Origin of the sequence: Streptomyces sp. R-74717, from assembly GCF_047305335.1 — a bacterium.
Lineage (GTDB): Bacteria > Actinomycetota > Actinomycetes > Streptomycetales > Streptomycetaceae > Streptomyces > Streptomyces atratus.
This window is the reverse complement of record NZ_CP102361.1, coordinates 4,947,245-4,970,265: the sequence shown is the minus strand read 5'-3', so window position 1 is coordinate 4,970,265 and position 23,021 is coordinate 4,947,245. Positions and strand designations below refer to the sequence as shown.

Below are 23,021 nucleotides of genomic sequence, written 5' to 3'. Positions count from 1 at the left end.
ATCCAGCCGCCCGCCCCTACCTCTGCCTTTACCCGTACGACTGGAGCAGCCGCTCCAGCACCACAGCGATGCCGTCATCTTCGTTGGACGCGGTGATCTCCTGTGCCACGGCCTTCAGATCCTCATGTGCATTGGCCATTGCCACACCCTGCTGTGCCCAGGCGAACATCGGGATGTCGTTCGGCATGTCACCGAAGGCCAGAGTGTCAGCGGCCTTCAGGCCCAGCCGGCGCGCGGCCAGCGAGAGTCCGGTCGCCTTGGTCAGCCCCAGCGGCAGGATCTCCACGACACCAGGACCGGCCATGACCACGTCGACCAGGTTGCCGACGGCCGATCGCGCGGCCTTCGCCAGTGCGTCGTCGTCGAGATCGGGATGCTGGATGTAGACCTTGTTCAGAGGGGCCGACCACAACTCGGCCGGATCCTCCGCGAAGACAGCCGGAAGCGGCCCTTCCTGTACGCGGTAGCCGGGGCCGACCAGTACTTCGCCGTCGAGCCCGTCGCGGCTCGCCGCCAGCGCCAGCGGGCCGACCTCGGCCTCGACCTTGGACAGCGCGAGGCCGGCGAGCTGCCGGTCCAGCGTCAGCGAGGTCAGCAGCTTGCGCTCACCCGCGTGGTAGACCTGCGCGCCCTGGCCGCAGACCGCGAGCCCCTCGTAACCCAGGTCGTCCAGGATGTGCCGGGTCCACGGGACAGCGCGACCGGTGACGATGATGTGCGCGGCACCGGCCGCGGTGACCGCGGCCAGTGCCTCACGGGTGCGCTCGGAGACCGTGTCGTCGTCACGCAGCAGAGTGCCGTCGAGATCGGTCGCGACGAGCTTGTACGGAAAGGTCACTTGGCGACCGGCTCCAGAACCTCGCGCCCGCCCAGGTACGGCCGGAGCACCTCGGGCACCCGTACGGAGCCGTCGGCCAGCTGGTGGTTCTCCAGGATCGCCACGATCGTGCGCGGTACGGCGCACAGCGTGCCGTTCAGCGTCGCCAGCGGCTGGACCTTCTTACCGTCGCGCATCCGGACGGAAAGACGGCGCGCCTGGAAACCGTCGCAGTTCGAAGCGGACGTCAGCTCGCGGTACTTGCCCTGCGTCGGGATCCACGCCTCGCAGTCGAACTTGCGGGAGGCCGAGGCCCCCAGATCGCCGGTGGCGACATCGATCACCTGGAACGGCAGCTCAAGAGCGGTGAGCCACTGCTTCTCCCAGTCCAGGAGCCTGCGGTGCTCGGCCTCGGCGTCCTCCGGGTCGACGTACGAGAACATCTCGACCTTGTCGAACTGGTGGACACGGAAGATGCCCCGGGTGTCCTTGCCGTACGTACCGGCCTCGCGGCGGAAGCACGGTGAGAAGCCCGCGTACCGCAGCGGCAGCTTGTCGGCCTCGATGATCTCGTCCATGTGGTAAGCGGCGAGCGGTACCTCGGAGGTGCCGACCAGGTAGAAGTCGTCCTTCTCCAGGTGGTACACGTTCTCCGCGGCCTGGCCGAGGAAGCCGGTGCCCTCCATGGCGCGCGGGCGGACCAGCGCAGGCGTCAGCATCGGGACGAAGCCGGCCTCGGTGGCCTGCGCGATCGCCGCGTTGACGAGGGCGAGTTCCAGCAGCGCGCCGACACCCGTCAGGTAGTAGAAGCGCGAACCGGAGACCTTGGCGCCACGCTCCATGTCGATGGCGCCGAGCTTCTCGCCGAGTTCCAGGTGGTCCTTGGGCTTGAAGCCCTCGGCCCCGAAGTCACGGATCGTGCCGTGTGTCTCCAGGACGACGAAGTCCTCCTCGCCACCGACCGGCACGTCCTCGTGGACGATGTTGCCGAGCTGGAGCATCAGGCTCTTGGCCTCGGCGTCGGCCTTGTCCTGTGCCGCGTCGGCCGCCTTGACGTCGGCCTTCAACTGCTCGGCCTGCTTGAGGAGCTCGGCACGCTCCTCGGGCGAAGCCTTGGGGATGAGTTTGCCGAGCGATTTCTGCTCGGAGCGGAGTTCGTCGAAGCGGACGCCGGACGACCTGCGCCGCTCGTCGGCGGAGAGAAGGGCGTCGACGAGCGCGACGTCCTCTCCACGGGCGCGCTGGGAGGCGCGAACACGGTCGGGGTCCTCACGGAGCAGGCGAAGGTCAATCACCCCTCCAGGCTACCGGTGTGCGCTTCTCCAGCTCGAACCGATATTGCCAAGCGTGTCACTTTGCCCGAATTGCCTGAATTGGTAATGCTGGAGGGTATTGCGCGGCTGGAGTTGATCTCGATCGTCAATAAAAAGAGTTTATTCCCCTAAATGGGGCAGAAGGTATCGACCGTCTTGACGCATCCGCCTTGCCTGGCAGGGGAGTTGGGTGTCGCTTGTCCACAGGTGTTGGCGCCCCTAAAGGTTATCCACAGGCTGTGGGGAAGATCTGTGGACACCGGAAGGGATCATTCCGAAAGTCGTGTAGGGGCTCATGGATTCCCCGTTGAAACCCACTTCAGGCGCTCGTTCGGGTGGGAATTCGCCGCCCAAAAGAGTTGATCAATGGAATTCGGGCGACACGGGGCAACCCGAGTGGCCTGTCAGTCTGTGGACGCATCTGAGTCGACTGGAGCGATATGTCGACCATGTCGCATTGGAGTGTCGACTTGTCCCCAGGTCGAGAACCACCCCTGTGGATAACTCTGTGGATGATGAAAGGCGGTAGATAGCACGGGTGCTTCAGGCGCACAGACACTCGGGCGCACTGGTGCCCGGCCGCACCGGTCCCCGGGATCGTCGGCCCCGGGACCGACAGTCCCGGACCGCCGTCAGCCCCGCCCGTCCAGATTGCGGGCCAGCCAGTCGGAGGCCTCCATGAACTCCGCGTCCGACGTCCCCGCCCGCAGTGGCCGTACATCCTGCAACGCCACCCCGGCCCGCGGGTACGAGCCGAGGAACCGTACCTTCGGGCAGATCCGCTTCAGCCCCATCAACGCCTCGCCGACCCGGCGGTCCGCGATGTGCCCCTCGGCGTCCACCGCGAAGCAGTAGTTCCCGATGCCGGCCCCGGTCGGCCGCGACTGGATCAGCATCAGGTTCACCCCGCGCACCGCGAACTCCTGGAGCAGTTCGAGCAGCGCACCGGGGTGGTCCTCGCCCAGCCAGATGACCACCGACGTCTTGTCCGCACCCGTCGGCGCCGCCGGCCGGGCCGGGCGGCCCACCAGGACGAAGCGGGTCTGCGCGTTCACCGCGTCATGGATATCGGTCACCAGCGGTTCGAGACCGTAGGTCGCCGCCGCGAACTCACCGGCGAAGGCGGCGTCGTACCGTCCCTCCTGCACCAGCCGGGCACCGTCGGCGTTGGAGGCCGCCGACTCCCATACGGCGTCCGGGAGATGGGCGGCCATCCAGTTGCGCACCTGCGGCTGCGCGGCCGGGTGCGCGGTGACCGATTTGATGTCGGACAGCTTGGTGCCCGGCCGCACCAGCAGCGCGAAGGTGATGGAGAGCAGCACCTCGCGGTAGATCATCAGCGGTTCGCCGGTGGTCAGCTCGTCGAGCGTCGCGGTGATGCCGCCCTCGACGGAGTTCTCGATCGGTACGAGCGCTGCCGCGGCGGCCCCACTGCGTACCGCGTCCAGAGCCACCGGTACGGAGACCATCGGGACGAGTTCGCGGGTGGCGGCTTCCGGGAGCGTACGGAGGGCGACCTCGGTGAAGGTGCCTTCAGGGCCGAGATATGCGTAGCGCGTGGCGGACATACCGTCACCCTAATGCGCCCCGGTCTCTCAGGACTCCAGTAGCCGCTGACCCACGTATTCGCCGTCCGCCGCACCGCCCGGCACCGCGAACAGGCCGCTGGCCTCGTGCCGGATGAACGGCGACAGGGCATCGCCGCGGTCCAGCTTGCGCTGCACGGGAACGAACCCCCGCTGTGGATCCGCCTGCCAGCAGATGAACAGCAGCCCGGCGTCCGGAGTGCCGTCCGCAGAGATGCCGTCGTGGTACGAGAAGGGGCGGCGCAGCATGGCCGCACCGCTGTTCTTCTCGGGGGAGGAGATCCGGGCGTGGGCGTTGTCCGGGATCAGGAGCTTGCCGTCGGGGCCCGCCTTGTCGAGGTCCATCGCGGTGGTCTCGGCACCACCGCTCAGCGGAGCGCCATCCTCCTTGCGGCGCCCTATGACCTGCTCCTGCCGTTCCACCGGGAGTTTCTCCCAGTCGTCGAGCAGCATCCTGATCCGCCGGACGACCGCATACGAGCCGCCTGTCAGCCAGTCGTATTTCGTATCGGTCCCGGCCGGTACGAAGATGCGCCGGTCGAAGTCGCTCTCGGCGGGCTTCGGGTTACCGGTGCCGTCTATCTGGCCCATCAGATTGCGGGCGGTCATCGGCTGCGCGGTGGCGCCGGGGGATCGGTTGAAGCCGTTCATCTGCCAGCGGACCCTGGCGGCCGGGGCGGCCTCCTTCTGCACGGCACGCAGCGCGTGGAAGGCGACGAGCGCGTCGTCGGCGCCGATCTGTACCCAGAGGTCACCGTTGGAGCGCTTGGCGTCGATGTGGTCGGAGGAGAACGGCGGCAGCGGGTCGAGTCCCGGTGGCCGGTTGCCGACCAGGCCGGTGCGCTCGAAGAAGGTGCGGCCGAAGCCGAAGGTGACGGTCAGCGAGGAAGGTCCGGCATCCAGCGCGATCCCGGTGTCATGGGCGGCGCCGTCCGCCGCGCCGCTGTCGGCGGCTTCGCCGGCCATCAGGCGCCGGGCCACGGCCGACCATCGGCGCATCAGGGCAGCCGCTTCCTTCCGTCCCGCACCAGGCGCCAGATCGAAGGCGACGAGATGGCCGCGGGCCTGAAGCGGAGTGGTGATCCCCGGTTGATGTTTCCCGTGAAACATCACCTGGGTGGAGCCGACCGCGGTCAGAGCGGTCGGCTCGTCGGTCCGGGTCGCGGCATAGCCGGTCGCGCCGCCCGCCGCACCCAGTACCAGCCCGGTCGCACCGGCCGCGCCCGCGCTGCCGAGCAGCCGCCTCCGGGAGATGGCGCCGTTGCCACGGCCTTTGTCGTCCCCGCTGCCTGAGGAGGTCTTCCTGTTGCTGTTTCCGCTCACGATCCTGCTCAGCCGATCTTCACGTTCTTGTCGATGGTCGTCTGATCGATGTCCGACGTACGCACGGTCACCGCGACCTTCCAGTTGCCCGCCATCGGGATCTGGACGTTGCTCGCGGTCCAGTGGCCCTCGGTGAGCCGGACAGGGACGACGGGGAGCGGGCCGATGTCCTTGGACCCCAGAGTGAAGGCGAGCTTCAGCTCGGGGACGTCCATGGCCTTGCCGTCGATGCTGTCGATCCAGATGTGGAGTTCATTGGCACCGGTACGGGCGGGGTCGATGTCCATCCGCACCGTTCCCTTGCCGTTCTTGCCGCCTGTGTCGAAGGGCAGCGCCAGATTGACCGGGCCTTCGGCCGCGGGGGCGGTTGCCGCCGTCGAGCTGCGGGCCGCCTCTTCCTCGGTACGTCCCGGCTCGGTCGAGGTCAGCACGGTCGCCACGGCCAACAGCGCCACGGCGACCCCTGCCTCCGCCAGCACCGAACGGCGGAGCCCGGACCGGTCGGGGTCGGCATCGCGGATCCGCTTCTTCTCGGCTGTGGCCACGGCGGCCCTCTGCCGGGCGAGCTGGGCCGCCCGCGCGGGGTCCTCGGCCCTGGCGTCCGATGTACCCGGGGCCCGGGACTCCGTGACTTGGACTTCGTCCCTGGCGCCGGCCCGGGGCTCCGCTCCCTCCCCGCCGGTTCCGCTCGTGACCAGCCGTGCGGTCCAGCGGCGCGAGATCCAGGCGATCCCGACCAGGAGAGCAACGAGCCCCACCTTCACGAGCAGCAGTTGCCCGTACCCGGTGCCGGTGAGCGCGGACCAGGTGCCGACCTGGCGCCAGGACTGGTAGATCCCGGTTGCGGTGAGCACGAGCACGCTGCCGAACGCGATGCGGGAGAAGCGCCGTACGGCTGCGGCTTCGATGTCCGGTGTCCGGTACAGCGCGACCAGCAGGGCCGCCAGCCCGCCCAGCCAGGCCGCGACGGCCAGCAGATGCAGCACGTCGACCGGCATGGCGATGCCCGGCTGGATCCCGGTCGAGGCGTGTTCGGCGAGTGCCCAGGTCCCGGCGATCCCGGCGGCGATCACCGTGCCGCCGATGGCCAGACCGAAGGTGAGGTCCTTCTTCTCGCGCTCGTCCTCGCGCTTCGCGTACGCCCCGAACAGCACGGCGACGAAGAGTGCGGAGGCGCCGAGCAGCAGTAGCCGGGATACGAGTGCCGCCCCGGGCTTGGTGTCGAGCACGGCCTTCAGACCGTCGAGGTCGAAGGCGTCCGCGAGCTTCCCGGAGCCGGTGTACGGGTTGCGCAGGAGCAGCATGGCCAGGGTGGCCGCGGTGAGGGTCATCCAGCCGCGTACGACCAGGCGCTGCAGGGGGCGTGCACCCGCCCCGCGCTGCCAGCAGGCCAGTACGAAGGCGGCGCCGCCGGCCAGCAGAATGAAACCGGCGTACGCGGCGTAGCGCGCGATGCCGTAGAGGGTGCCGACGAGGCCGCCCCCGGCCTCGTCCGTCGGGAGGGCGACGGTGGTCTTGGAAGGGGCTCCGACGGAGAAGGTGAAGGCGCCCGAGACGGGGTGGCTGTCCGCGGAGACGGCCTGCCAGGCGACGGTGTACGTACCGTCGGGCAGCCCGGTGTGCAGTGAGACGCCGTACTTCACGGTGGAGCCGCTCTGCAGATCACGTGGTGCGGCGCCGGTGTCGGCGCGCTTGCCGTCCGGGTCCAGGACCCTGATGGAGTCGTCGCCCATGGCGACCTGCTCGGAGAAGGTGAGAGTGACTTCCTTGGGAGCGGTGCCGACCACCGCCCCGTCCTGCGGATCGCTCCCGGTGAGCGCGGCATGCGCGGACGCGGGGCCCGCGCCGCCCAGCAGCAGGCCGAACACCATGCCGACAAGGGTGGCGAGGAGTGCGGCCGCGGCGAGTGGGCGGCGTGGCGCGTGAGTGGACGGGGACGGTCCGAAGTGCGGGGCGGTGGCTGTCATGGCGAGTCAGTCCCTCACTGCTTTTTCGGGTTGTGGGTGGTCTCCTTCACGGGAAGGTCGACCTTTATCGGGTCGGCCTTCTCGAAGTGCAGTTCCACGGACACCTTCTCGCCCTGCTTGGGCTGCTGCTTGAGCTTCATGAACATGATGTGGCTCCCGCCGCGTTCCAGATCCAGCTCGCCGCCCGCGGGCACCTCGAAGGACGTCACCATGCGCATCGTCTGGTTCTTCGTCTCGTGGATCGTGACGTCGTCCGAGATCGGGCTGGTGACCGAGGTGAGCCGGTCGGACGTGCCGCCGCTGTTCTTGACGACGAGGAAACCGGCCGCCATGTCGCTGACGGGCTGCGGCATGAATGCGCCGGTCACCTTCAGCTCGGGCTTGCTGTCCGAGGACGAGCACCCCGTCAGCGTCAGCCCGGCGGTGAGGGCGATGACGCCGGCGAGGGTGGTGCGGCGGTTCACGGAGTCTCCCCCTTGATGATCTTGGGGAGGTCCTTGGTGTAGTCGTCGGGCGAGGTGTCCTCGCTGTATACGAGGTACCCCTTGTCGGTCTTCGGGGAGAACGCGATGACCTGGGAGCCGTGCATCGAGGAGATTGTGCCGTCCTTCTCCTTCTTCGGGGCGTCGATGCCGATGCCGATCTGGCGCGCGCCCGCCTGGATGGTCGGGAAGTCGCCGGTGAGGCCGATGAAGGAAGTGTCCTGGGCCTTGAGCCAGCTGCCCAGTGAGGCCGGGGTGTCCCGCTCGGGGTCGGTGGTCACGAAGACGACCTGGAGCTTGTCCTGGTCGGCCTTGGGGAGGGACTTCTTGGCGATGGCGATGTTGCTCATGACGAGCGGGCAGACGTCGGGGCAGTTGGTGTAGCCGAAGTAGATCAGCGTCGGCTTGCCCTTGGTCTGCTCACGGAGGTCGTACTTCTTGCCGTGGGTGTCGGTGAGGACGAGGTCGGGCTTGGTGAACGGCTGGTCGAGTACCGTCGCGGCCTTGGTCTTGGCCTGGACGGACACATCGGCGATGGGCTTCTTCGCGCCGTCGTCGCTGCTGCCGCAGGCGGACAGGGTGAGCGAGGCCGCGGCGACGAACGCCGCGGCCAGCACCGTTTTCTTACGCATGGAGCACTGATTCCTGGTGGGTCGGTGGGGCTGATGGGACTGTGGGTCAGGCGGTGCGGCGGCGCCCGGAGAGGACGCCGAAGACCACCCCCGCGGCGCCGATGACGATGCCGACGATGCCGAGGACGCGGGCCGTGGTGTCACTGGAGGACTCGTCCGACGCGGCCGTCGTCTGCTTGTCCGCTGCCTTCGCGGTGGCGCCGGCGGCTGCGCTGTGCTCGTCGGCGGTCGCCGCGGTCAGCTTGAGGACCGGTGCCGGGCTCTCGGGCTCGGCGGCACCGTCCTTCTGCTCCTCGATCCAGCGGACGACTTCCTTGTTGTCGTACGTCTGGATGGCCTTGAACACCAGCTGGTCGGCGTCCTCGGGAAGCTGGCCGATGGAGAGCGGGAACTGCTGGAAGTCGCCCGGGCGGATGCCGCGCTCGTCCTTGTCGCCCTTGGCCGTCCAGGTGACCTTGGAGACGGCCTCGTTGATCTTCTGGCCGTGCATCTCGAGCGGCTTGGCCAGCTTGCTCTTGGTGACCTCGATGTCCCAGCCGGGCACGGCCTGCGGCATGACGGAGGCCAGCGGATGGTCGGTCGGGAAGTTGACCTCGACCTTGGTCGTCGAGGCGTCGTCGCGCTCGTTGGGAACCTTGAAGTTGACGGTGGCGTAACCGCCCTTGGCGGCCTCGCCCTGGGGCTGCACGCTGACGTGCGCGGAGGCCGTACCGGCGAGGATCAGCACGGTGGATGCGGCGATGCCGCCGACGAAGGCGATGCGGGAAACGTTCATGACAGGAATCTCTCCACGGAAGCACGAAGGAAAGGTGGTCCGGCGCGCGGGTGCGCGACGGCATCGCGACACCTCTACCTCACGTGCGGCGTGCGTATGCCTACCCGCACGGCACCGGGTGGGTGCGTGAGCCGAGTCGTGCGTGCATCGAGCGGAGGGTGTCGCGTCAGGCTGCGAGTGCGTATACGGGTGGCGGCCCGCGCCTGATCACCATGTGCTGCAAGGGGTCCCCGGTGGCCGGGGACGGGGCGTCGGCCGCGGTACGGGGGGTGCGCGGCCCGGTTGCCGCGCCCCCGGGAAGTCCGGCGCGCAGGGCGTTCACGAGCGCGAGCGCGGCGCGCAGCGCACGCAACCGGGCTCCGGCCGCGACCTGCTGGGCGCCGTGCGCGGAGAGCCGGGCCAGCCGGAACAGGGCGATCTCGCCGCGTCGCAGCAGCCAGCCGGTGGCAACGGCGGCCAGCAGGTGGCCGAGCAGCATGGGCAGGCTGGGCAGCAGACCGGCGAGGGCGGCCGGGTCCGAGCCGGTTGCGGAGGCCATGTGCTGGTGTCCGCCGGCCGTCACCGACGCCGGGTCGATGCCCGCGGTGGTGACGATGCGGTGCGCTTCGGCGGCGTTCAACTGCGCGGGTCCCATGCCGCACACGAGGCTTGCCGCGAACCGGATCAGTGAGTCGTCGCCCGCCGCGGTGTCCGTCGAGGTGGTGTGCGTACCCACGCCGAAGAGGGTGTGCAGGGCGATCTGTCCACCGGCCAGCGCGGCGGCGATGGACGGCAGTGAGCGCTCGCGTCCGGCGAGCGGTGCCGTCACCGCGAAGATCCCCAGGAATCCGGCGAGCAGGGTCCACCAGGGGACGGCCGCGCAGGAAGCCAGGGAGTGACCTGCCGCGGACAGCGCGACACAGACCGCGGTGAACACCGCGGCCCTCAGGAGCCGCAGACCGGCTCCGGCGCGTGCGACAGGCATAGACATGGCGGGGTCATCATCGCACCGTGCCCCGGGCCTCCGTACGGCAGGTCCGGAAGGTCACCTTCCGTCCGATGGGATGCGGGCCGGGGCCGCTGTGACCGGTTTGGACACCGGTCGAGGCCATCGGCCGGATCTGGCATACACGGGTGTACGGAGTGCTGGTATCCGCCGAATGAGCGGTCTCACATCCGGTCTGTGCTTACGAACGGTCCTGCACGGCAATACGTAACGGTATGTCGAGCCGCAGCCAGGAGGCTGGAGCATGAGCATCTGGTGGTCCCTCCATTTGCGGCGCGAGGCTGCGAGCGTTCCGCTCGCCCGTCGTTTCCTGCTGGGCGCGATGGAGACCGCGGGCGTGGATCCGGAGATCTCCTTCGACCTCTCGGTTGCGCTCAGCGAGGCCTGCGCAAACGCCGTTGAGCACGGCGGTGACCACAGGGTCCAGGGAGAACGGAGCGTCGGCCGGGATCCGTGGGACGTATGGGACGAGCCCGCGGGTACGGCCTGTGGGCAGTACCGGGTCACCGCTTATCTGGACGGCGAGAAGTGCCGTATCGAAGTCGCCGATTCTGGGCCCGGTTTCCCCGCCCGGCGTACGTTGCGTACTTCCGCGCAGCAGCCCGATCCCCAGCTGCACCCGTCGCTCAGTGCGGAGGACGGCCGGGGTCTCTGTCTGATCGAGCAGCTTGCCGATCACGTCCACTTCGGCAACCGTCCCGGCCGTGGCGCCGTGGTGAGTTTCGACAAGGTCCTGAAATGGCGGGAGGGCGCCCTGCTCATGGTGTCCTGAGCGGGGCGCCCTTCGACGCGTGGAGGTCCGTCGCCGGACCTGCCGGACGTTCCGGATCAGCCCTTGAGCTGAGCCATCCACGCCTCGACCTCGTCGGCCCGGCGCGGCAGCTTGTCGGAGAGGTTCCGGTTGCCGTCCTCGGTGACGAGGATGTCGTCCTCGATCCGGACGCCGATGCCCCGGTACTCCTCGGGGACGGTCAGGTCGTCGGTCTGGAAGTACAGACCGGGCTCGACCGTGAGGCATACGCCGGGCTCAAGCGTTCCGTTGACGTACGTCTCGGTGCGCGCGGCGGCGCAGTCGTGGACGTCCATGCCGAGCATGTGGCCGGTGCCGTGCAGCGTCCAGCGGCGCTGGAGGCCCAGCTCCAGGACCTTGTCCACGGACAGGTCGCCCAGCAGGCCCCACTCGACGAGCTTCTCGGCGAGCACGCGCTGCGCGGCGTCGTGGAAGTCGCGGTAGTCGGCACCGGGCTTGACGGCCGCGATGCCCGCTTCCTGGGCCTCGTACACGGCGTCATAGATCTTCCGCTGCAGCGGCGTGAACGTGCCGTTGATCGGAAGGGTGCGCGTCACGTCGGCGGTGTAGAGGTCATTGGTCTCCACACCGGCGTCGAGCAGCAGCAGCTCGCCGGAGCGCACCGCGCCGTCGTTGCGCACCCAGTGCAGGGTGGTGGCGTGCGGGCCGGCCGCGCAGATCGAGCCGTAGCCGATGTCGTTGCCCTCGATGCGGGCGCGCAGGAAGAAGGTGCCCTCGATGTAGCGCTCGCTCGTCGCCTCGGCCTTGTCGAGAACCTTGACGACGTCCTCGAAGCCGCGTGCGGTGGCGTCGCAGGCCTTCTGCAGTTCCGCGATCTCGAAGGCGTCCTTGACCAGTCGGGCCTCGGAGAGGAAGACGCGCAGTTCCTCGTCGCGCTCCGCGGTGACCTTGTCGGTCAGCGCGGCCTCGATGCCGGCGTCGTGGCCGCGGACGTTACGGACCGGGCCGGTGGCCTCGACCAGCGTGGCCGGGAGCTCGCGCACGTCCTTCGCCGGGATGCCCAGCAGCTGCTCGGCCTCGGCGAGGGAGTGGCGGCGGCCGACCCACAGTTCGCCCTGGCCGTCGAGCCAGAACTCGCCGTTCTCGCGGTTGGAGCGCGGCAGCAGGTGGATGGTCGCCTCGTGCCCGTCCTGGGTCGGCTCCAGTACGAGGACGCCGTCCTGGGTCTGGTCGCCGGTGAGGTACGCGTACTCGGTGGACGCGCGGAAGGCGTACTCGGTGTCATTGGAGCGGGTCTTCAGCTTGCCCGCGGGGATGACCAGACGCTCACCGGGGAAGCGGGCGGAGAGCGCGGCGCGGCGGGCGGCGGTGTGCTCGGCCTGGGCGATGGGTTCGAGGCCGTGCAGCTCGGTATCGGCCCAACCGGACTTCATGTTCGCGGCGAGTTCATCGGAGACGCCCGGGTACAGGCCGTTCTTCCGCTGCTTGACCGTCTCTTCTTCTTCGGTCTCCGGGTTCTCCGGGGTGAGCTCCTCAGCCACGATTTGTCTCTCCTTGATACGACACTGGACCCCGTCCATCGTACGGGCGTACGGAAGGGGGCACAGGGCCGGAAGACCTGTTACACAGCTTGGCCGCGGCGGGTTGCACAGCGCAGTCGGGGCGGGCCGGCCGGCTCAGTCGAAGCGCGCGGCCAGAATGACCACGTCCTCCGTGCTGTTGCCCTGGTCGAGCCCGTTCGGCAGCACGGTCCGCAGCACGTGGTCGGCAACGGACCCGGCGTCGCCACGCAGCGCCTTCGGTACGCACGCCGCCGCCGTGTGGAGCCGTGCGAACGCCCGGTCCATCGAGTCGCCGGTGCGGCGCAGCAGCCCGTCGGTGTAGAGGAGTACGGTCTCGCCGGGCGCGGGAGTGATCTCCACGCTGGGCGCCTCCCAGCAGGCGAGCATGCCCAGCGGTGCGGAGACCGAGGTCTCGATGAACTCGGTGCGCCGGTCGCCGATCACGAGCGGCGGGGTGTGGCCGGCGCCGGCCAGCAGGATCTTGCGGCGGGCGGGTTCGCAGTAGGCGAACAGGGCGGTTGCGGAACGGGCGGGTTCGGTCAGCCGCAGCAGCAGTTCCAGATCCGAGAGCACGGCGACCGGATCCTCGCCCTCCATCACCGCGTACGCCCGCAGACCGGCACGCAGCCTGCCCATGGCGGCCAGGGCGCTCGGGCCGGAGCCGTTCACCGAGCCCACGGCGAGACCGAGCGCACCTTCCGGCAGAGCCAGCGCGTCGTACCAGTCGCCGCCGCCCTGCGGCGCCGTGCGATGGCGTGCGGCCAGCTGTACGCCGGTGACCCGGGGCAGTCGGCTGGGCAGCAGCTCCTCCGTGACGGTGGCGACATCTGCCCTGGCCCGCTCCAGCTCCAGCAGCCTGGCCAGATGCTCGCCGGCGTATCCGGCGTAGAGGCCCATGAGATGGCGCTGGCGTTCCAGTGGTTCGGCGGGTTCGTCGTACAGCCAGACGGCGGCACCGAGTCTGCCGGTCGCCTCGGCGGTGAGCGGCAGGGCGTAGCTGGCGGCGTATCCGAGCCGGGCGGCGACCTCGCGGCGGCGGGGATCCAGGCTGGTGTCGCCGAGCAGATCGGGGGTGGTCTGCGCTCCTTCGGCGTCCGGGAGCCCTTCCAGGATCCGGCCGTAGGAGGTGGCGCTGCGCGGCACCGTCTCGATGTGCCCGAGCTCGGCATGGGCGAGTCCGAGGCCGATGGTGCTTACGGGGCCGCGGTGGTCGGACGGTTCGAAGACGACCAGACCGCGGCGGGCACCGACCAGGGCGGCTCCGGCGTCCAGCAGTTCGTGCAGCGCATCGTCGAGCGTGCTGGTTCTGGCCAGCCGCTCGGTGAGTTCGTGCAGCGTGGTGAGGTCGGAGACCCAGCCGGCCAGCCGGTCCTGGATGAACGCTCCGGGGGCGGCCGGTCCTTCGGACAGAGAGCCGGCAGTGTGCGCTGAAACAGGAACCATGGGATCGATTCCAGCCACTTTCGGCAGGTGCGGGGCGCTCATGGCAGTCGGCTTTCCAACCGGTGCGATTCGTCGAATAGCATCGCAAACCCCCATGTCATTCTGCGCCGCTATCAGTGCATCCACGTGTGCACGCAGCATCCACATGTACACGCACAAGTAAGGCCATGTCCAGCATTGTCCCTGCGGGATTTGTGGTGTCCAAGTGACTCATAAGTTGGCCAAAAAGTGCACCCTGTGGCGGCTATTTGCGGTCGACTGGGTGTGCTCGACAGGGGGTGTTCTCGGGGTGAAGTCCCAGAGGGAGCGTCATTTCGGGCATGCTGGGTACGTAATCGATGACGGTCAGGGGCAGTTCCGATCGCCCCGGAACCTGGCAGCGGGCCCGGACGTCCTCATCTGTGACGGCTACGCCCCCACCCCCGAGTGGCGGGGTTTGCACCCTGGGACGGCAGGCGCGATACGTGCGCTGCTCCTCGCCATGCTTGTGCCCGGACTCGTCTCGCCCCTGCTCGAACCGGCTCAGAGCGTGCTCGGTACCGACGACCCACCCGTACCGCAGATTTGAAGAGCATGTACGCACAGTGAAGTGATGCACGCGTGCTGTGATGCGCGCGTGGTGTGATGTGGACCCTCGGCGTTCAACGGAAAGGAACGAGCGCTCATGCGCGAGATCCTCGGAAGGCGACGCAGGCTCCGGCTCCGGCGCAGGGTGAGGCCCGCCCAACTGGACGCGGTCCTGACCTGTGCCACCGCATGGCAGTGGCCCGTGCTCCCCGGAGTGGGACTCGAGGCGGCCGGTGGGCGCGGTGACCGTGGCCGTGGCTGTGCCTGTCCCGATCCCGAGTGCGCCGTACCCGGCGCACACCCCTTCGATCCCGGTCTCCTCGCGGCGACCACCGACGAGCGCATGGTGCGCTGGTGGTGGGCCAACCGGCCCACCGCCCCGATCGTGCTGGCCACCGGCGGACGCGCCCCGTGCGCGCTGAGCCTGCCGGCCGTGGCGGCCGCCCGGGCGCTGGCCGAGCTGGACCGGATGGGCGCACGGCTCGGCCCCGTAGTGGCGACGCCGACCCGGTGGTCGCTGCTGGTCGCTCCGTACACCCTCGAACGGCTCGGCGAGCTGCTGCACGCCAAGGACCGGGTGCCCAGCTCGCTGCGTTTCCACGGTGAGGGCGGCTATCTCGTCCTTCCGCCGTCCGAGGTGGGGGCAGGGCAGGTGCGCTGGGAACGAGCTCCTTCCGCGAGCTCCCGGCCGCGCCCGAACAGGGGGGAGCCTGTCCCCGGATCCGCCGCGCCGTGGCTGCCGGATGTGGGGGCGGTACTCGACGCACTGGTCGAGGCGAGCAACGGTGCACCGGACGGCGGAAGTCGGCTCGCCTACTGACGAGTGGTCGGCGGGCGGTCGGCGGGTGCGCCGCGCCCCTGTGGGGCGGAACCCGCGGTCGGCTCACTCGTTCGGACGTGAGCCGACCGGAGTTCCCGGTGTAAAAGGGCGTGCGGTACCGGGGTGTTCATATTCTGCTGACATCTCCGGCGTATCGTCAGAAATTCGGGCGAATCTGACAGGCATCCACGGATGCCGACAGGTGGGGTCGCGTGATTCTCCGCGTGATCGGTATCGCGGGTGTGGCAGCGTTCATGGCTCCGGTTCCGCGCCCGTCTTCTCCCGGCCACTCCATCAGTCCCGGTCTCATGCCGGTCAATGCAAAGTCTGCCGCTGCAAAGTGCGTCGGCGCAGGGATTTCTGATGGATCTTCCAGAACCCTCTCGAAGTATTCCTCGAAGATTTATTCGAGTGGCTCTGTGGAGGGGTATCCATAAGGGAGTTCCCGCTTCTGTCCGAGGCCGGCCGGTCCTGCGGAACCGGCGGTACGTCGGTGGGGGAGGCTCCGCTGCCGATGGCGGCCCGTCGTCAATCCGGGTTCTGTCGCGCCGGGTTGACGACGGTGCACAGGTGCTGGGCTGCCGGGGCCCGACGTGGAGACGAGTGTGGGGCTGTACCGGTGAGGGGGCGTGCGCGGGCTCGTGCGCCGTATCGCGCGCTGTGTGCCGTACCCGGAAATGAGAATGCCCGATCGCTGGCGACGGGGGATGCACCAGCGACCGGGCTTCTAGAACGGTAACAAGAGATCTGCCGTTCGCAAATTCGATCTCGCGTATTAGGACAGCGATTTACCTGTGAGTACGGCGAGTTGTGACATGCGTCACCGAACGGGCCCGGGGGTCGTCACTGTCAGCTGAGCGTCACTTGGCGGTTGGTGAGCCCGCCACGGGCCCGCCGCTCCTCGGCGGTGAGCGGCGCGTCCGAGGCGAGCGCCGCCGTCAGCCGCTCCGCGAGCTCGGCCGCGGGCTTCTCGCACTCCGCGGCCCCCATCGCGCTCGGCAGATCCCAGACCGGGACCATCAGCCCGTGCGCCCGGAAGGAGCCGACCAGCCGCGTCCCCTCGCCCAGCGAGGAGGTGCCTGCGGCGTGCAGCCGGGCGAGCGCGTCGAGGAGCTGCTCCTCGGGGTGCGGCATGACCCAGCGCAGGTGGTTCTTCTCCGGGGTCTCGCACCAGTACGCGGCGTCCACGCCGGAGAGCAGGGTCGTCGGGATCGCCGCCTCGTTCGCGCGCTCCAGGGACGCGGACACCTCGGGCGTGGCGTTCTCCGCGTCCTGGACCCAGAACTCGAAGCCGGAGTGGACAACGGGCTCGAACGCCGCATCGGGGTCGAGTACGTCCTGCAGCCGCGGACCGTCGGCCGGTGCCCGCCGCGCGGCCACGGGCGAACCCGGCTCGGCGGCCAGCGCCCGCTGCAGCGTATCCGCGAGGTCACGGCTGAGGTCGCCGGACGGGGTGTCGTTCTGCAGGGCGAGCAGCACCGAGCCGTCGTCGCGGCGGAGCGCCGGCCACGCCATGGGCAGGACGGTCGCGAGAGTCACGGAGGGCACACCCTCGGGCAGCCCGCCCTTCAGCGTCAGCTCGACCGTTGCCGCGGGTACAAGCTCACGCAGGGCGACCCAGCCGCACTCGCCGGCCAGGCCCTCGAAGGGACGGTGGACGAGCTCGGTCACCGCCTGGGCGGCGGCGCGGCCGTGACACGCCTTGTAGCGGCGGCCCGAACCGCACGGGCAGGGCTCGCGAGCCCCGACCACAGGGATCTCGCCGTCCTTGAGTTGCTGCTTCCCGGCCTTGGTCTGAGGGCGCTTCTTGGCCATGGTGGGCTTTCTCCCGATTGTGACAGTGCGGTCTGGGCCGCGAGCCTAGCTGGCCGTGTCGCGTCCGGGACACATCCGCCTGCGCGCCCGGTGGTACGGGAGTGCGTAACGCCCATGCGTACGCCTGTCCATCGACACGTGTGCCGGTACGGGTACCCGTATCGCCGTCACCGCAGGCATCCGTACCCGCGCGGGAACGTCAGCCCATGTCGTCGAAGGCGTCCGCGAAGCCCAGCCCGTCGAGCCCCGGCACACCCTGTACTCCGGACACCCGCCCGTGCCCCTCTCTGACGAGGACCCAGACGGTGACCTCGCCGGACGAGCTGTCGCGTACGCCCCACTCCTCGGCGAGCGCACTGATGATGTTGAGCCCGCGGCCGCCGCGCGCCGTCACCGACGGTGTGGCCGGAATCGGTCGGGTCGGACCGCCTCCGTCCGTCACTTCGACGGTCAGGCCGCCTGTTCTGTCCACGCGCCATGCGGCGCGGATGTCGCCGTCACCCACATCTGTGTGCCGTCCCAGCGGCCTGCCGTGCCGACAGGCATTGCTGAGTAGTTCGGAAAGGATCAATACAGCATCGTCGACGACCGAATCCCGCACCCCGTAGCTGCGCAATTGCTCACGCATCCGGTGCCGCGCCTGACCCACGCCCGCAGGGCCATGGGGTACGGCCATGCTCGACGACGTGGGCACTTCCTGTGCCACCACCAACGCCACCCCCGAGACCTCCTTTGCCCCACGCCACGGAGTGGATGCCCTCCTGGACTGGACCGGAAACCGGCCAATCGCCTGCCGGTGACGCACTCGTAACGATCGAATGCGGTTCGAATGCGCCGGTGTACTCCGTGTAACTGATGTTAAGAGCGTCCCAGTTGTGACAGAACCTGTTTCGGGCGGTTCGTGATGATTGCCTCGACGCCGAGATCGATGCAGAGCTCGACGTCCTCGGGTTCGTTGACCGTCCAGACATGCGCGCGGTGGCCCGCACGGTGCAGCCGCTCGATGTAGCCGGGGTGACTGCGTACGATCCGCATCCCCGGGCCGGCGATCCGCGCCCCGGCCGGCAGTCGCCCGTCACGCAGGCGCGGCGAGACGAACTGCATCAGATAGACGGTGGGCAGGGTGGGGGACGCGGCCTGGATGCGGTGCAGGGAGCGTGCCGAGAAGCTCATGATCCGTACCGGCGAAGGGCCTTCGGCCGGCGGAACGTCGAATTCGAAGCGCTTCAGCAGATGCAGCAGCCGCTCCTCGACCTGGCCCGCCCAGCGGGTGGGGTGCTTGGTCTCGATGGCCAGCTGGAGCGGGTGCCCGGCTGCCCGTGTCTCGGCGACCAGTTCCAGCAGTCGCTCCAGAGTCAGCACGGAGGTGAGTTCCCCCGGTACCGGATCCCAGTCCGGGGACTCCGACTCCTCGCGGTCCTTCCAGGAGCCGAAGTCGAGGGCGGCGAGCTCGGAGAGCTCCAGCGCGGAGACGGCGCCGCGGCCGTTGGAGGTGCGATTCACCCGGCGGTCGTGTACGCAGACGAGATGGCCGTCGGCGGTGAGCCGTACATCGCACTCCAGCGCGTCGGCGCCGTCCTCGATCGCCTTCCGGTATGCGGCCAGGGTGTGCTCGGGGGCGTCGTCGGACGCGCCTCGGTGGGCAATGACCTGGATGGAGTGGTGCGTGGATTGCTGCCGTGCGTGGGTCACTGCGTCATCGTGTCACCGACAAGCCACTGCTGCGTACAGCTTGCGCCACGGGTGTCCGCACCTTGCGACGCGGCTGTGGGCACCTCGTACCGGGAGACCGTTTTGCCGGATGTAAAGATTGGCGTGCGGATGCACAGGTCCTGCTTACAGTGGCCCGACGCGCCTTGGGAAAAACTGTCCCGGGACACGTGCACAGCGGATCTCTTGCCGAAAATGATGTGGAACCGAGGAGTTAAAGAGCTGTGAGCACAGAGAACGAGGGCAACGAGGGCACTGCGGCCGAGGCCGTTCCGTCCGTTCCGTCCGCACCTCCAGTGCCGGCCGATGCTCCTCAGGGGCCACCTGAGAGCACGCCCGACACCCCGGCGTCCCCGCAGACGCCGGACGCGGCAGCCGCGCAGCAGTCGCCCCGGGCGCAGCAGCCGTACCCCCCGACGGAGGAACCGGCCACAGCGACCACCCCCATGGCTTCCGTGCCGGGTACGCCTCCCCCCGGGCTCCAGTCGGCCGCCGAAGCCAACTGGCCCCCGCCCCCTCCCGCCGTCCCCGCGTACGCGCACCATGGCGCGGACGGCGGCGGTGCCGGTCCGGTCTGGGGTGCCCCGGCCCAGCTCCACTCCCCCGAGGGCCCGCGCAAGCGAGGTATGGGCGGCCTGGTGGCCGCAGTGGCAGCGGCGGCGCTGATCGCGGGCGGTATCGGCGGTGCCTTCGGCTACTGGGCGGCCGACCGGAACGGCTCGACCACGGTCGCGGCGTCGGCCAACCCGCAGGACCTCAAGCGCGATCCCGGCACGGTCGCGGGCGTGGCGGCCAAGGCGCTGCCGAGCGTGGTCACCATCGATGCGCAGAGCGGTGACGGCGAGGGCGGTACGGGCACCGGCTTCGTGTACGACAAGGAAGGCCACATCCTCACCAACAACCACGTGGTGGCCTCCGCGGCGGACAGCGGCCAGCTCACGGTGACGTTTTCCAACGGCAAGAAGTACGGCGCCGAGGTGGTCGGCCGGGCGCAGGGCTACGACGTCGCCGTTCTGAAGCTGAAGAACCCGCCGCCGGGGCTCGCTCCGCTGCCCCTCGGCAACTCGGACCAGGTGGCGGTCGGTGATTCGACGATCGCGATCGGCGCCCCGTTCGGCCTGTCCAACACGGTGACCACGGGCATCATCAGCGCCAAGAACCGCCCGGTCGCCTCCGGTGACGGTTCCGGCGGCAGCAACTCGTACATGAGCGCCCTGCAGACCGACGCCTCGATCAACCCGGGCAACTCCGGCGGCCCGCTGCTCGATGCGCGCGGCGCGGTCATCGGCATCAACTCGGCCATCCAGTCGACCGGCAGCAGTGTCGGTCAGACCCAGGCGGGCTCCATCGGCCTCGGCTTCGCAATCCCGATCAACCAGGCGACGAACGTCGCCCAGCAGCTGATCAAGACCGGCCAGCCGGTCTACCCGGTGATCGGCGCCACGGTCACGATGGACGAGAGGACCGGGGGCGCCGCCATCCCCGACCAGGGCACGGGTGGTACGGCAGCCGTGGCGAAGGGCGGCCCCGCCGACCGGGCCGGCCTCAAGGCGGGCGATGTCATCACGAAGTTCAACGACACCGTGATCGACAGCGGCCCGACTCTGATCGGCGAGATCTGGACCCACAAGCCCGGCGACCGGGTGACACTGACCTACAAGCGCGACGGCAAGACGGCAACGGCCGAAGTCACCCTGGGGGAGCGCAAGGGTGACAGCTGACCGGCTAGGCTGTCCTCGCGTCAACCTCGGTCCATGGGCCGAGGGCGCGGGGTGGGTTGCCCGAGCGGCCTAAGGGAACGGTCTTGAAAACCGTCGTGGCGCGAGTCACCGTGGGTTCAAATCCCACACCCACCGCTTGCAGGTCAGCGCAGATGCTGGTCAGAAGGGGTGTCTCTCACCGAGAGGCGCCCCTTCTGCGTTCACCGTGTCTCACCCCGGGTCGGGCGTGTACCGGGTCTGACCAGTGCGTGTGGCCAACCTGCGGCCCCCTTCCCGTGTGGCCAGGCTGATGTGTCCCTGCAGTACTGGTTAGCCGTGCATCGCGGTGCTGTAGACGTACAGGGCGATCACACCGGCGATGCAGGCGAGGATCACCCATGAACCGAAACTGGTGTGCTTCCCACTGCCTTTGGGCCGTGCGGCCTTCCCGGACCGCTTGGACCGCTTGGACCGCCCGGGCGCTGCCCGTCCTGGCGCGACCGGCGCCACATCGGCCGCCGCCTCGGCGAGCAGGCGACGGCAGGTCGCGGCGAGCACGCCTGTACCGGCGGAGAGGAGCACCACGGCCTCCGAACGCGCCGGAGCGGTGGTGCCGCCGTCCAGGATGCGCCCCGCGCGTACGAGGACCTCGTCCCGGCCGCCCGCCGGAGCGAGGCTGATCCACCGCCGTACATGCTCACCCCGGATGACCACACCGCCGGACCGCTCCCGGTACACGGTGTGTTCCCGCCACAATATCTCCGCCAACTCCCCGGCGGTGTCTCTCAGTTGTGCGCTCACAGCGCCTCCCCCTCCGCCCCGCGGCGAATCGAACAAGCATCGCACTCTAGCGGCAGGCGCAGAGCGGGGGTCCAGCAGTCCCCCCAGTGACCGTGCCCGCCCCCGGGCATGGATCTAGTACTACGGGGACACATCAGCCTGGCCACACGGGAAGGGGCCAGGAGGCGGCGGCCTTGTGCATCGCCGCAGGTCGCAACCGGATGTGTCCCTGTAGGACTAGCCAGTTCGACCGACTACCGCGAGTGTGGTGGCGGGGCGGGACGAAGGAGTCGCTGACGGGAGCGGTCGGCCAACCTCCGGCCAGGAAGTGCGCATGCGAGTCTTGCCGGACCTGTATGCCCAGGTCAAAGGCTCGTAGTGGCGATATGCGGACCGGTCTTGAAAACCGTCGTGGCGCGAGTCACCGTGGGTTCAAATCCCGCACCCACCGCTTGCAGGTCAGCGCAGATGCTGGTCGGGAGGGGTGTCTCTCGCCGAAAGACACCCCTCCCGCGTTTCACCCCGTCTCACCCCGGGCGCCTGAATCCCACGGTTGATCAGCCCGTGTGGGCCATGTGTGGGCCAGGATCACCCCTCATCGTTGCTGCTCAGCTCCCTGCCGAAGAGCTGATTGGACTGATTGGCCCGGTCCTGCTGACCGCGCAGGATCTTCCTGCAGAAGGGGAAGAGCACCGCGATGCTGTGGCCGGCGGGGCGCGCCACCTCGACCGGGTCGACCCCTGCATTGATCCAGAGCGATACGCCTGCATGCGCGCGGAAGAGGCGGCTATCCCCGCCCGGTCCGTACTGCTTGATGTGCTCCCGCAGCATCGCGACGAGTACAGGCGGGACTGGCACCGGCCGCGTAGCGCGGCGCGCTCTGCGCTTGAGTCCCGCTTTACGTCGTCCCTGATTCGTTCGGACAGCCTCTGCTGAGGCGGGCCGCCGAGGCGATGGTGGCGCGGGCTTCGCGTTCGGTGAGGCCGGTGGTGACGGCGGCGTGGGCGAGGGCGTCCGCCAGGGTGTCGCCGAAGCCGTGTTCGTAGGCGCGGCAGGCTGCCCAGAAGAGCCGTGTGTTGCGCTGACCCTCGCGTGCTGCCAGGACGAACCGGACCAGTCCCCGGCCCTGGTCGGCCCGGGGCGTGGGGTGGTGAGGGCGCGCGGGGGGTGTGAGCAGGTGGAGGAGTGCGCGGGGGCAGGGGGCCGGCGGGAGGTCGGCGGTGCCCGGTGCGAGCCGGTAGGTGCCACGGGCGGTGACCGAGCCGGGGCCCACCAGGTAGCCGCCGGCGCCGCGGATGTCGATGCCGGGTGCGAGCCGGCTCGCGGAGTTCGGTATGCAGATGCCGGGCGGGCCGGTCAGCCAGATGTGGCGGCCGCCGCTGGGGGTGAGGACCGTGACGGTCGGCGGGATGGTGAACAGGTGGTGCAGTGCCAGCTGTTGGAGGGAGACGGCGGAGTCGTTGCGACCGGTGGTGTCGATGTCCAGGTCGATGCCGATGAGGCGGTGCGGGGGCCGGCCGCAGGCGATGCCATAGCCGGTGGCCCAGGGGGCGGCGGCGAAGAGGGCGCGTACGGCGGCGGGGTCGGTGGTGGCGTCGTGGACGCCGTGTCCCAGAAGGCCACAGGCGCCCCGGCAGGTGACCGGCCGGTCTTCGTTCCGGTGCGGAGAAGGCAGGGCGGGGAGCTTGCCGGCGGAGAGCGGGATGACGGGGAGCCCGCGCTCGGCTGCGGAGAGTGCGTGGGCGAGGGCCAGGGTGGCGGTCTGCCGGTCGGTGATGGCCATGACTCTATTTTCGTACAGGTGTTCGAAGAAGGGAAGGGGGCTTGGCAGGGTCGGGTGCCGGAACGCTTCTCCTCTTGGTGTGTGCGGGATTGGACGGCCCGGAGGGGGCGGATGGGGGCGCAGGAGGGGTGTGAGCTGGGGCTTTGGGGGGCGCGAGAAGGTTTATCGGGTGGTCATCATGCTTGCGGGGGAATCGGATCACATGGGTGG

Annotated in this window: 20 protein-coding genes and 1 tRNA gene; 4 read left to right on the top strand and 17 right to left on the bottom strand. The window is 69.3% G+C overall.

What is annotated here, in order from left to right; translation table 11 throughout:
- Positions 1-28: 28 nt before the first annotated feature.
- The 9 genes from NRF20_RS22670 to NRF20_RS22630 all read right to left on the bottom strand — a co-directional run bounded on the left by NRF20_RS22670 (position 29) and on the right by NRF20_RS22630 (position 9,865).
- Complete coding sequence (locus tag NRF20_RS22670) at positions 29-838, bottom strand: HAD family hydrolase (protein ID WP_398628442.1); 810 nt, start codon at positions 836-838, stop codon at positions 29-31.
- On the bottom strand, positions 835-2,112 hold the full coding sequence (gene serS, locus NRF20_RS22665) for a serine--tRNA ligase (protein WP_398628443.1): 1,278 nt from the start codon (positions 2,110-2,112) through the stop codon (positions 835-837). The genes NRF20_RS22670 and serS overlap by 4 nt, the downstream gene beginning before the upstream one ends.
- A gap of 650 nt (positions 2,113-2,762) precedes the next feature.
- Positions 2,763-3,698, bottom strand: coding sequence for a prephenate dehydratase (gene pheA / locus NRF20_RS22660; RefSeq protein ID WP_398628444.1), 936 nt, complete (start codon positions 3,696-3,698; stop codon positions 2,763-2,765).
- Between the two features lie 27 nt (positions 3,699-3,725).
- On the bottom strand, positions 3,726-5,039 hold the full coding sequence (gene efeB, locus NRF20_RS22655) for an iron uptake transporter deferrochelatase/peroxidase subunit (RefSeq protein ID WP_398628445.1): 1,314 nt from the start codon (positions 5,037-5,039) through the stop codon (positions 3,726-3,728).
- A gap of 8 nt (positions 5,040-5,047) precedes the next feature.
- Positions 5,048-7,006, bottom strand: a complete 1,959-nt coding sequence (locus NRF20_RS22650; RefSeq protein WP_413753190.1) for a copper resistance CopC/CopD family protein — start codon at positions 7,004-7,006, stop codon at positions 5,048-5,050.
- A gap of 14 nt (positions 7,007-7,020) precedes the next feature.
- The gene (locus tag NRF20_RS22645) at positions 7,021-7,470 is read right to left on the bottom strand and encodes a copper chaperone PCu(A)C (protein WP_398628447.1); all 450 of its coding nucleotides are present in this window, start codon (positions 7,468-7,470) and stop codon (positions 7,021-7,023) included.
- Entirely contained in the window at positions 7,467-8,120 is a 654-nt protein-coding gene (locus NRF20_RS22640; RefSeq protein WP_398628448.1) for an SCO family protein, read from the bottom strand. Before NRF20_RS22640 ends, NRF20_RS22645 begins: the two co-directional genes overlap by 4 nt.
- Before the next feature lie 46 nt (positions 8,121-8,166).
- Positions 8,167-8,895 carry a YcnI family protein gene (locus NRF20_RS22635; RefSeq protein ID WP_413753189.1) on the bottom strand — a complete coding sequence of 243 codons (729 nt, stop codon included), beginning with the start codon at positions 8,893-8,895 and terminating at the stop codon, positions 8,167-8,169.
- A gap of 166 nt (positions 8,896-9,061) precedes the next feature.
- The gene (locus tag NRF20_RS22630) at positions 9,062-9,865 is read right to left on the bottom strand and encodes a hypothetical protein (RefSeq protein ID WP_266359713.1); all 804 of its coding nucleotides are present in this window, start codon (positions 9,863-9,865) and stop codon (positions 9,062-9,064) included.
- A gap of 259 nt (positions 9,866-10,124) precedes the next feature.
- Between NRF20_RS22630 and NRF20_RS22625 the strand changes: the two genes are divergently transcribed.
- Positions 10,125-10,652 (top strand): ATP-binding protein, encoded by a 528-nt coding sequence (locus NRF20_RS22625; protein WP_413753188.1) that lies wholly within the window; start codon positions 10,125-10,127, stop codon positions 10,650-10,652.
- Between the two features lie 56 nt (positions 10,653-10,708).
- On the opposite strand, the gene NRF20_RS22620 is transcribed toward NRF20_RS22625, so the two are convergent.
- Positions 10,709-12,172 carry an aminopeptidase P family protein gene (locus NRF20_RS22620; RefSeq protein ID WP_266359709.1) on the bottom strand — a complete coding sequence of 488 codons (1,464 nt, stop codon included), beginning with the start codon at positions 12,170-12,172 and terminating at the stop codon, positions 10,709-10,711.
- 135 nt (positions 12,173-12,307) lie between these two features.
- A complete protein-coding gene (locus NRF20_RS22615; protein WP_413754592.1) occupies positions 12,308-13,732 on the bottom strand; it encodes a PP2C family protein-serine/threonine phosphatase in 1,425 nt (474 codons plus the stop codon).
- A 568-nt stretch (positions 13,733-14,300) separates the two neighbouring features.
- On the opposite strand from NRF20_RS22615, the gene NRF20_RS22610 reads away from it, so the two are divergent.
- Complete coding sequence (locus NRF20_RS22610; RefSeq protein ID WP_398628453.1) at positions 14,301-15,023, top strand: bifunctional DNA primase/polymerase; 723 nt, start codon at positions 14,301-14,303, stop codon at positions 15,021-15,023.
- Between the two features lie 849 nt (positions 15,024-15,872).
- Here NRF20_RS22610 and NRF20_RS22605 read toward each other — a convergent pair.
- From NRF20_RS22605 to NRF20_RS22595, 3 genes are all read right to left on the bottom strand, one after another.
- The gene (locus NRF20_RS22605) at positions 15,873-16,838 is read right to left on the bottom strand and encodes a DUF5926 family protein (protein WP_398628454.1); all 966 of its coding nucleotides are present in this window, start codon (positions 16,836-16,838) and stop codon (positions 15,873-15,875) included.
- Between the two features lie 199 nt (positions 16,839-17,037).
- Complete coding sequence (locus tag NRF20_RS22600; RefSeq protein ID WP_398628455.1) at positions 17,038-17,643, bottom strand: ATP-binding protein; 606 nt, start codon at positions 17,641-17,643, stop codon at positions 17,038-17,040.
- 53 nt (positions 17,644-17,696) lie between these two features.
- Positions 17,697-18,530, bottom strand: coding sequence for a glycerophosphodiester phosphodiesterase (locus tag NRF20_RS22595; RefSeq protein ID WP_398628456.1), 834 nt, complete (start codon positions 18,528-18,530; stop codon positions 17,697-17,699).
- Between the two features lie 242 nt (positions 18,531-18,772).
- Here NRF20_RS22595 and NRF20_RS22590 point away from each other — a divergent pair, with 242 nt between their 5' ends.
- The gene (locus NRF20_RS22590; protein ID WP_398628457.1) at positions 18,773-20,269 is read left to right on the top strand and encodes a trypsin-like peptidase domain-containing protein; all 1,497 of its coding nucleotides are present in this window, start codon (positions 18,773-18,775) and stop codon (positions 20,267-20,269) included.
- A 50-nt stretch (positions 20,270-20,319) separates the two neighbouring features.
- A tRNA-Ser gene (locus tag NRF20_RS22585) sits at positions 20,320-20,404 on the top strand.
- Between the two features lie 174 nt (positions 20,405-20,578).
- Here NRF20_RS22585 and NRF20_RS22580 read toward each other — a convergent pair.
- The 3 genes from NRF20_RS22580 to NRF20_RS22570 all read right to left on the bottom strand — a co-directional run bounded on the left by NRF20_RS22580 (position 20,579) and on the right by NRF20_RS22570 (position 22,811).
- On the bottom strand, positions 20,579-21,049 hold the full coding sequence (locus tag NRF20_RS22580; RefSeq protein ID WP_398628458.1) for a hypothetical protein: 471 nt from the start codon (positions 21,047-21,049) through the stop codon (positions 20,579-20,581).
- A 567-nt stretch (positions 21,050-21,616) separates the two neighbouring features.
- Positions 21,617-21,859 (bottom strand): hypothetical protein, encoded by a 243-nt coding sequence (locus NRF20_RS22575; protein WP_398628459.1) that lies wholly within the window; start codon positions 21,857-21,859, stop codon positions 21,617-21,619.
- Positions 21,860-21,926: 67 nt separating this feature from the next.
- Complete coding sequence (locus NRF20_RS22570) at positions 21,927-22,811, bottom strand: bifunctional DNA primase/polymerase (RefSeq protein ID WP_398628460.1); 885 nt, start codon at positions 22,809-22,811, stop codon at positions 21,927-21,929.
- Positions 22,812-23,021 lie beyond the last annotated feature (210 nt).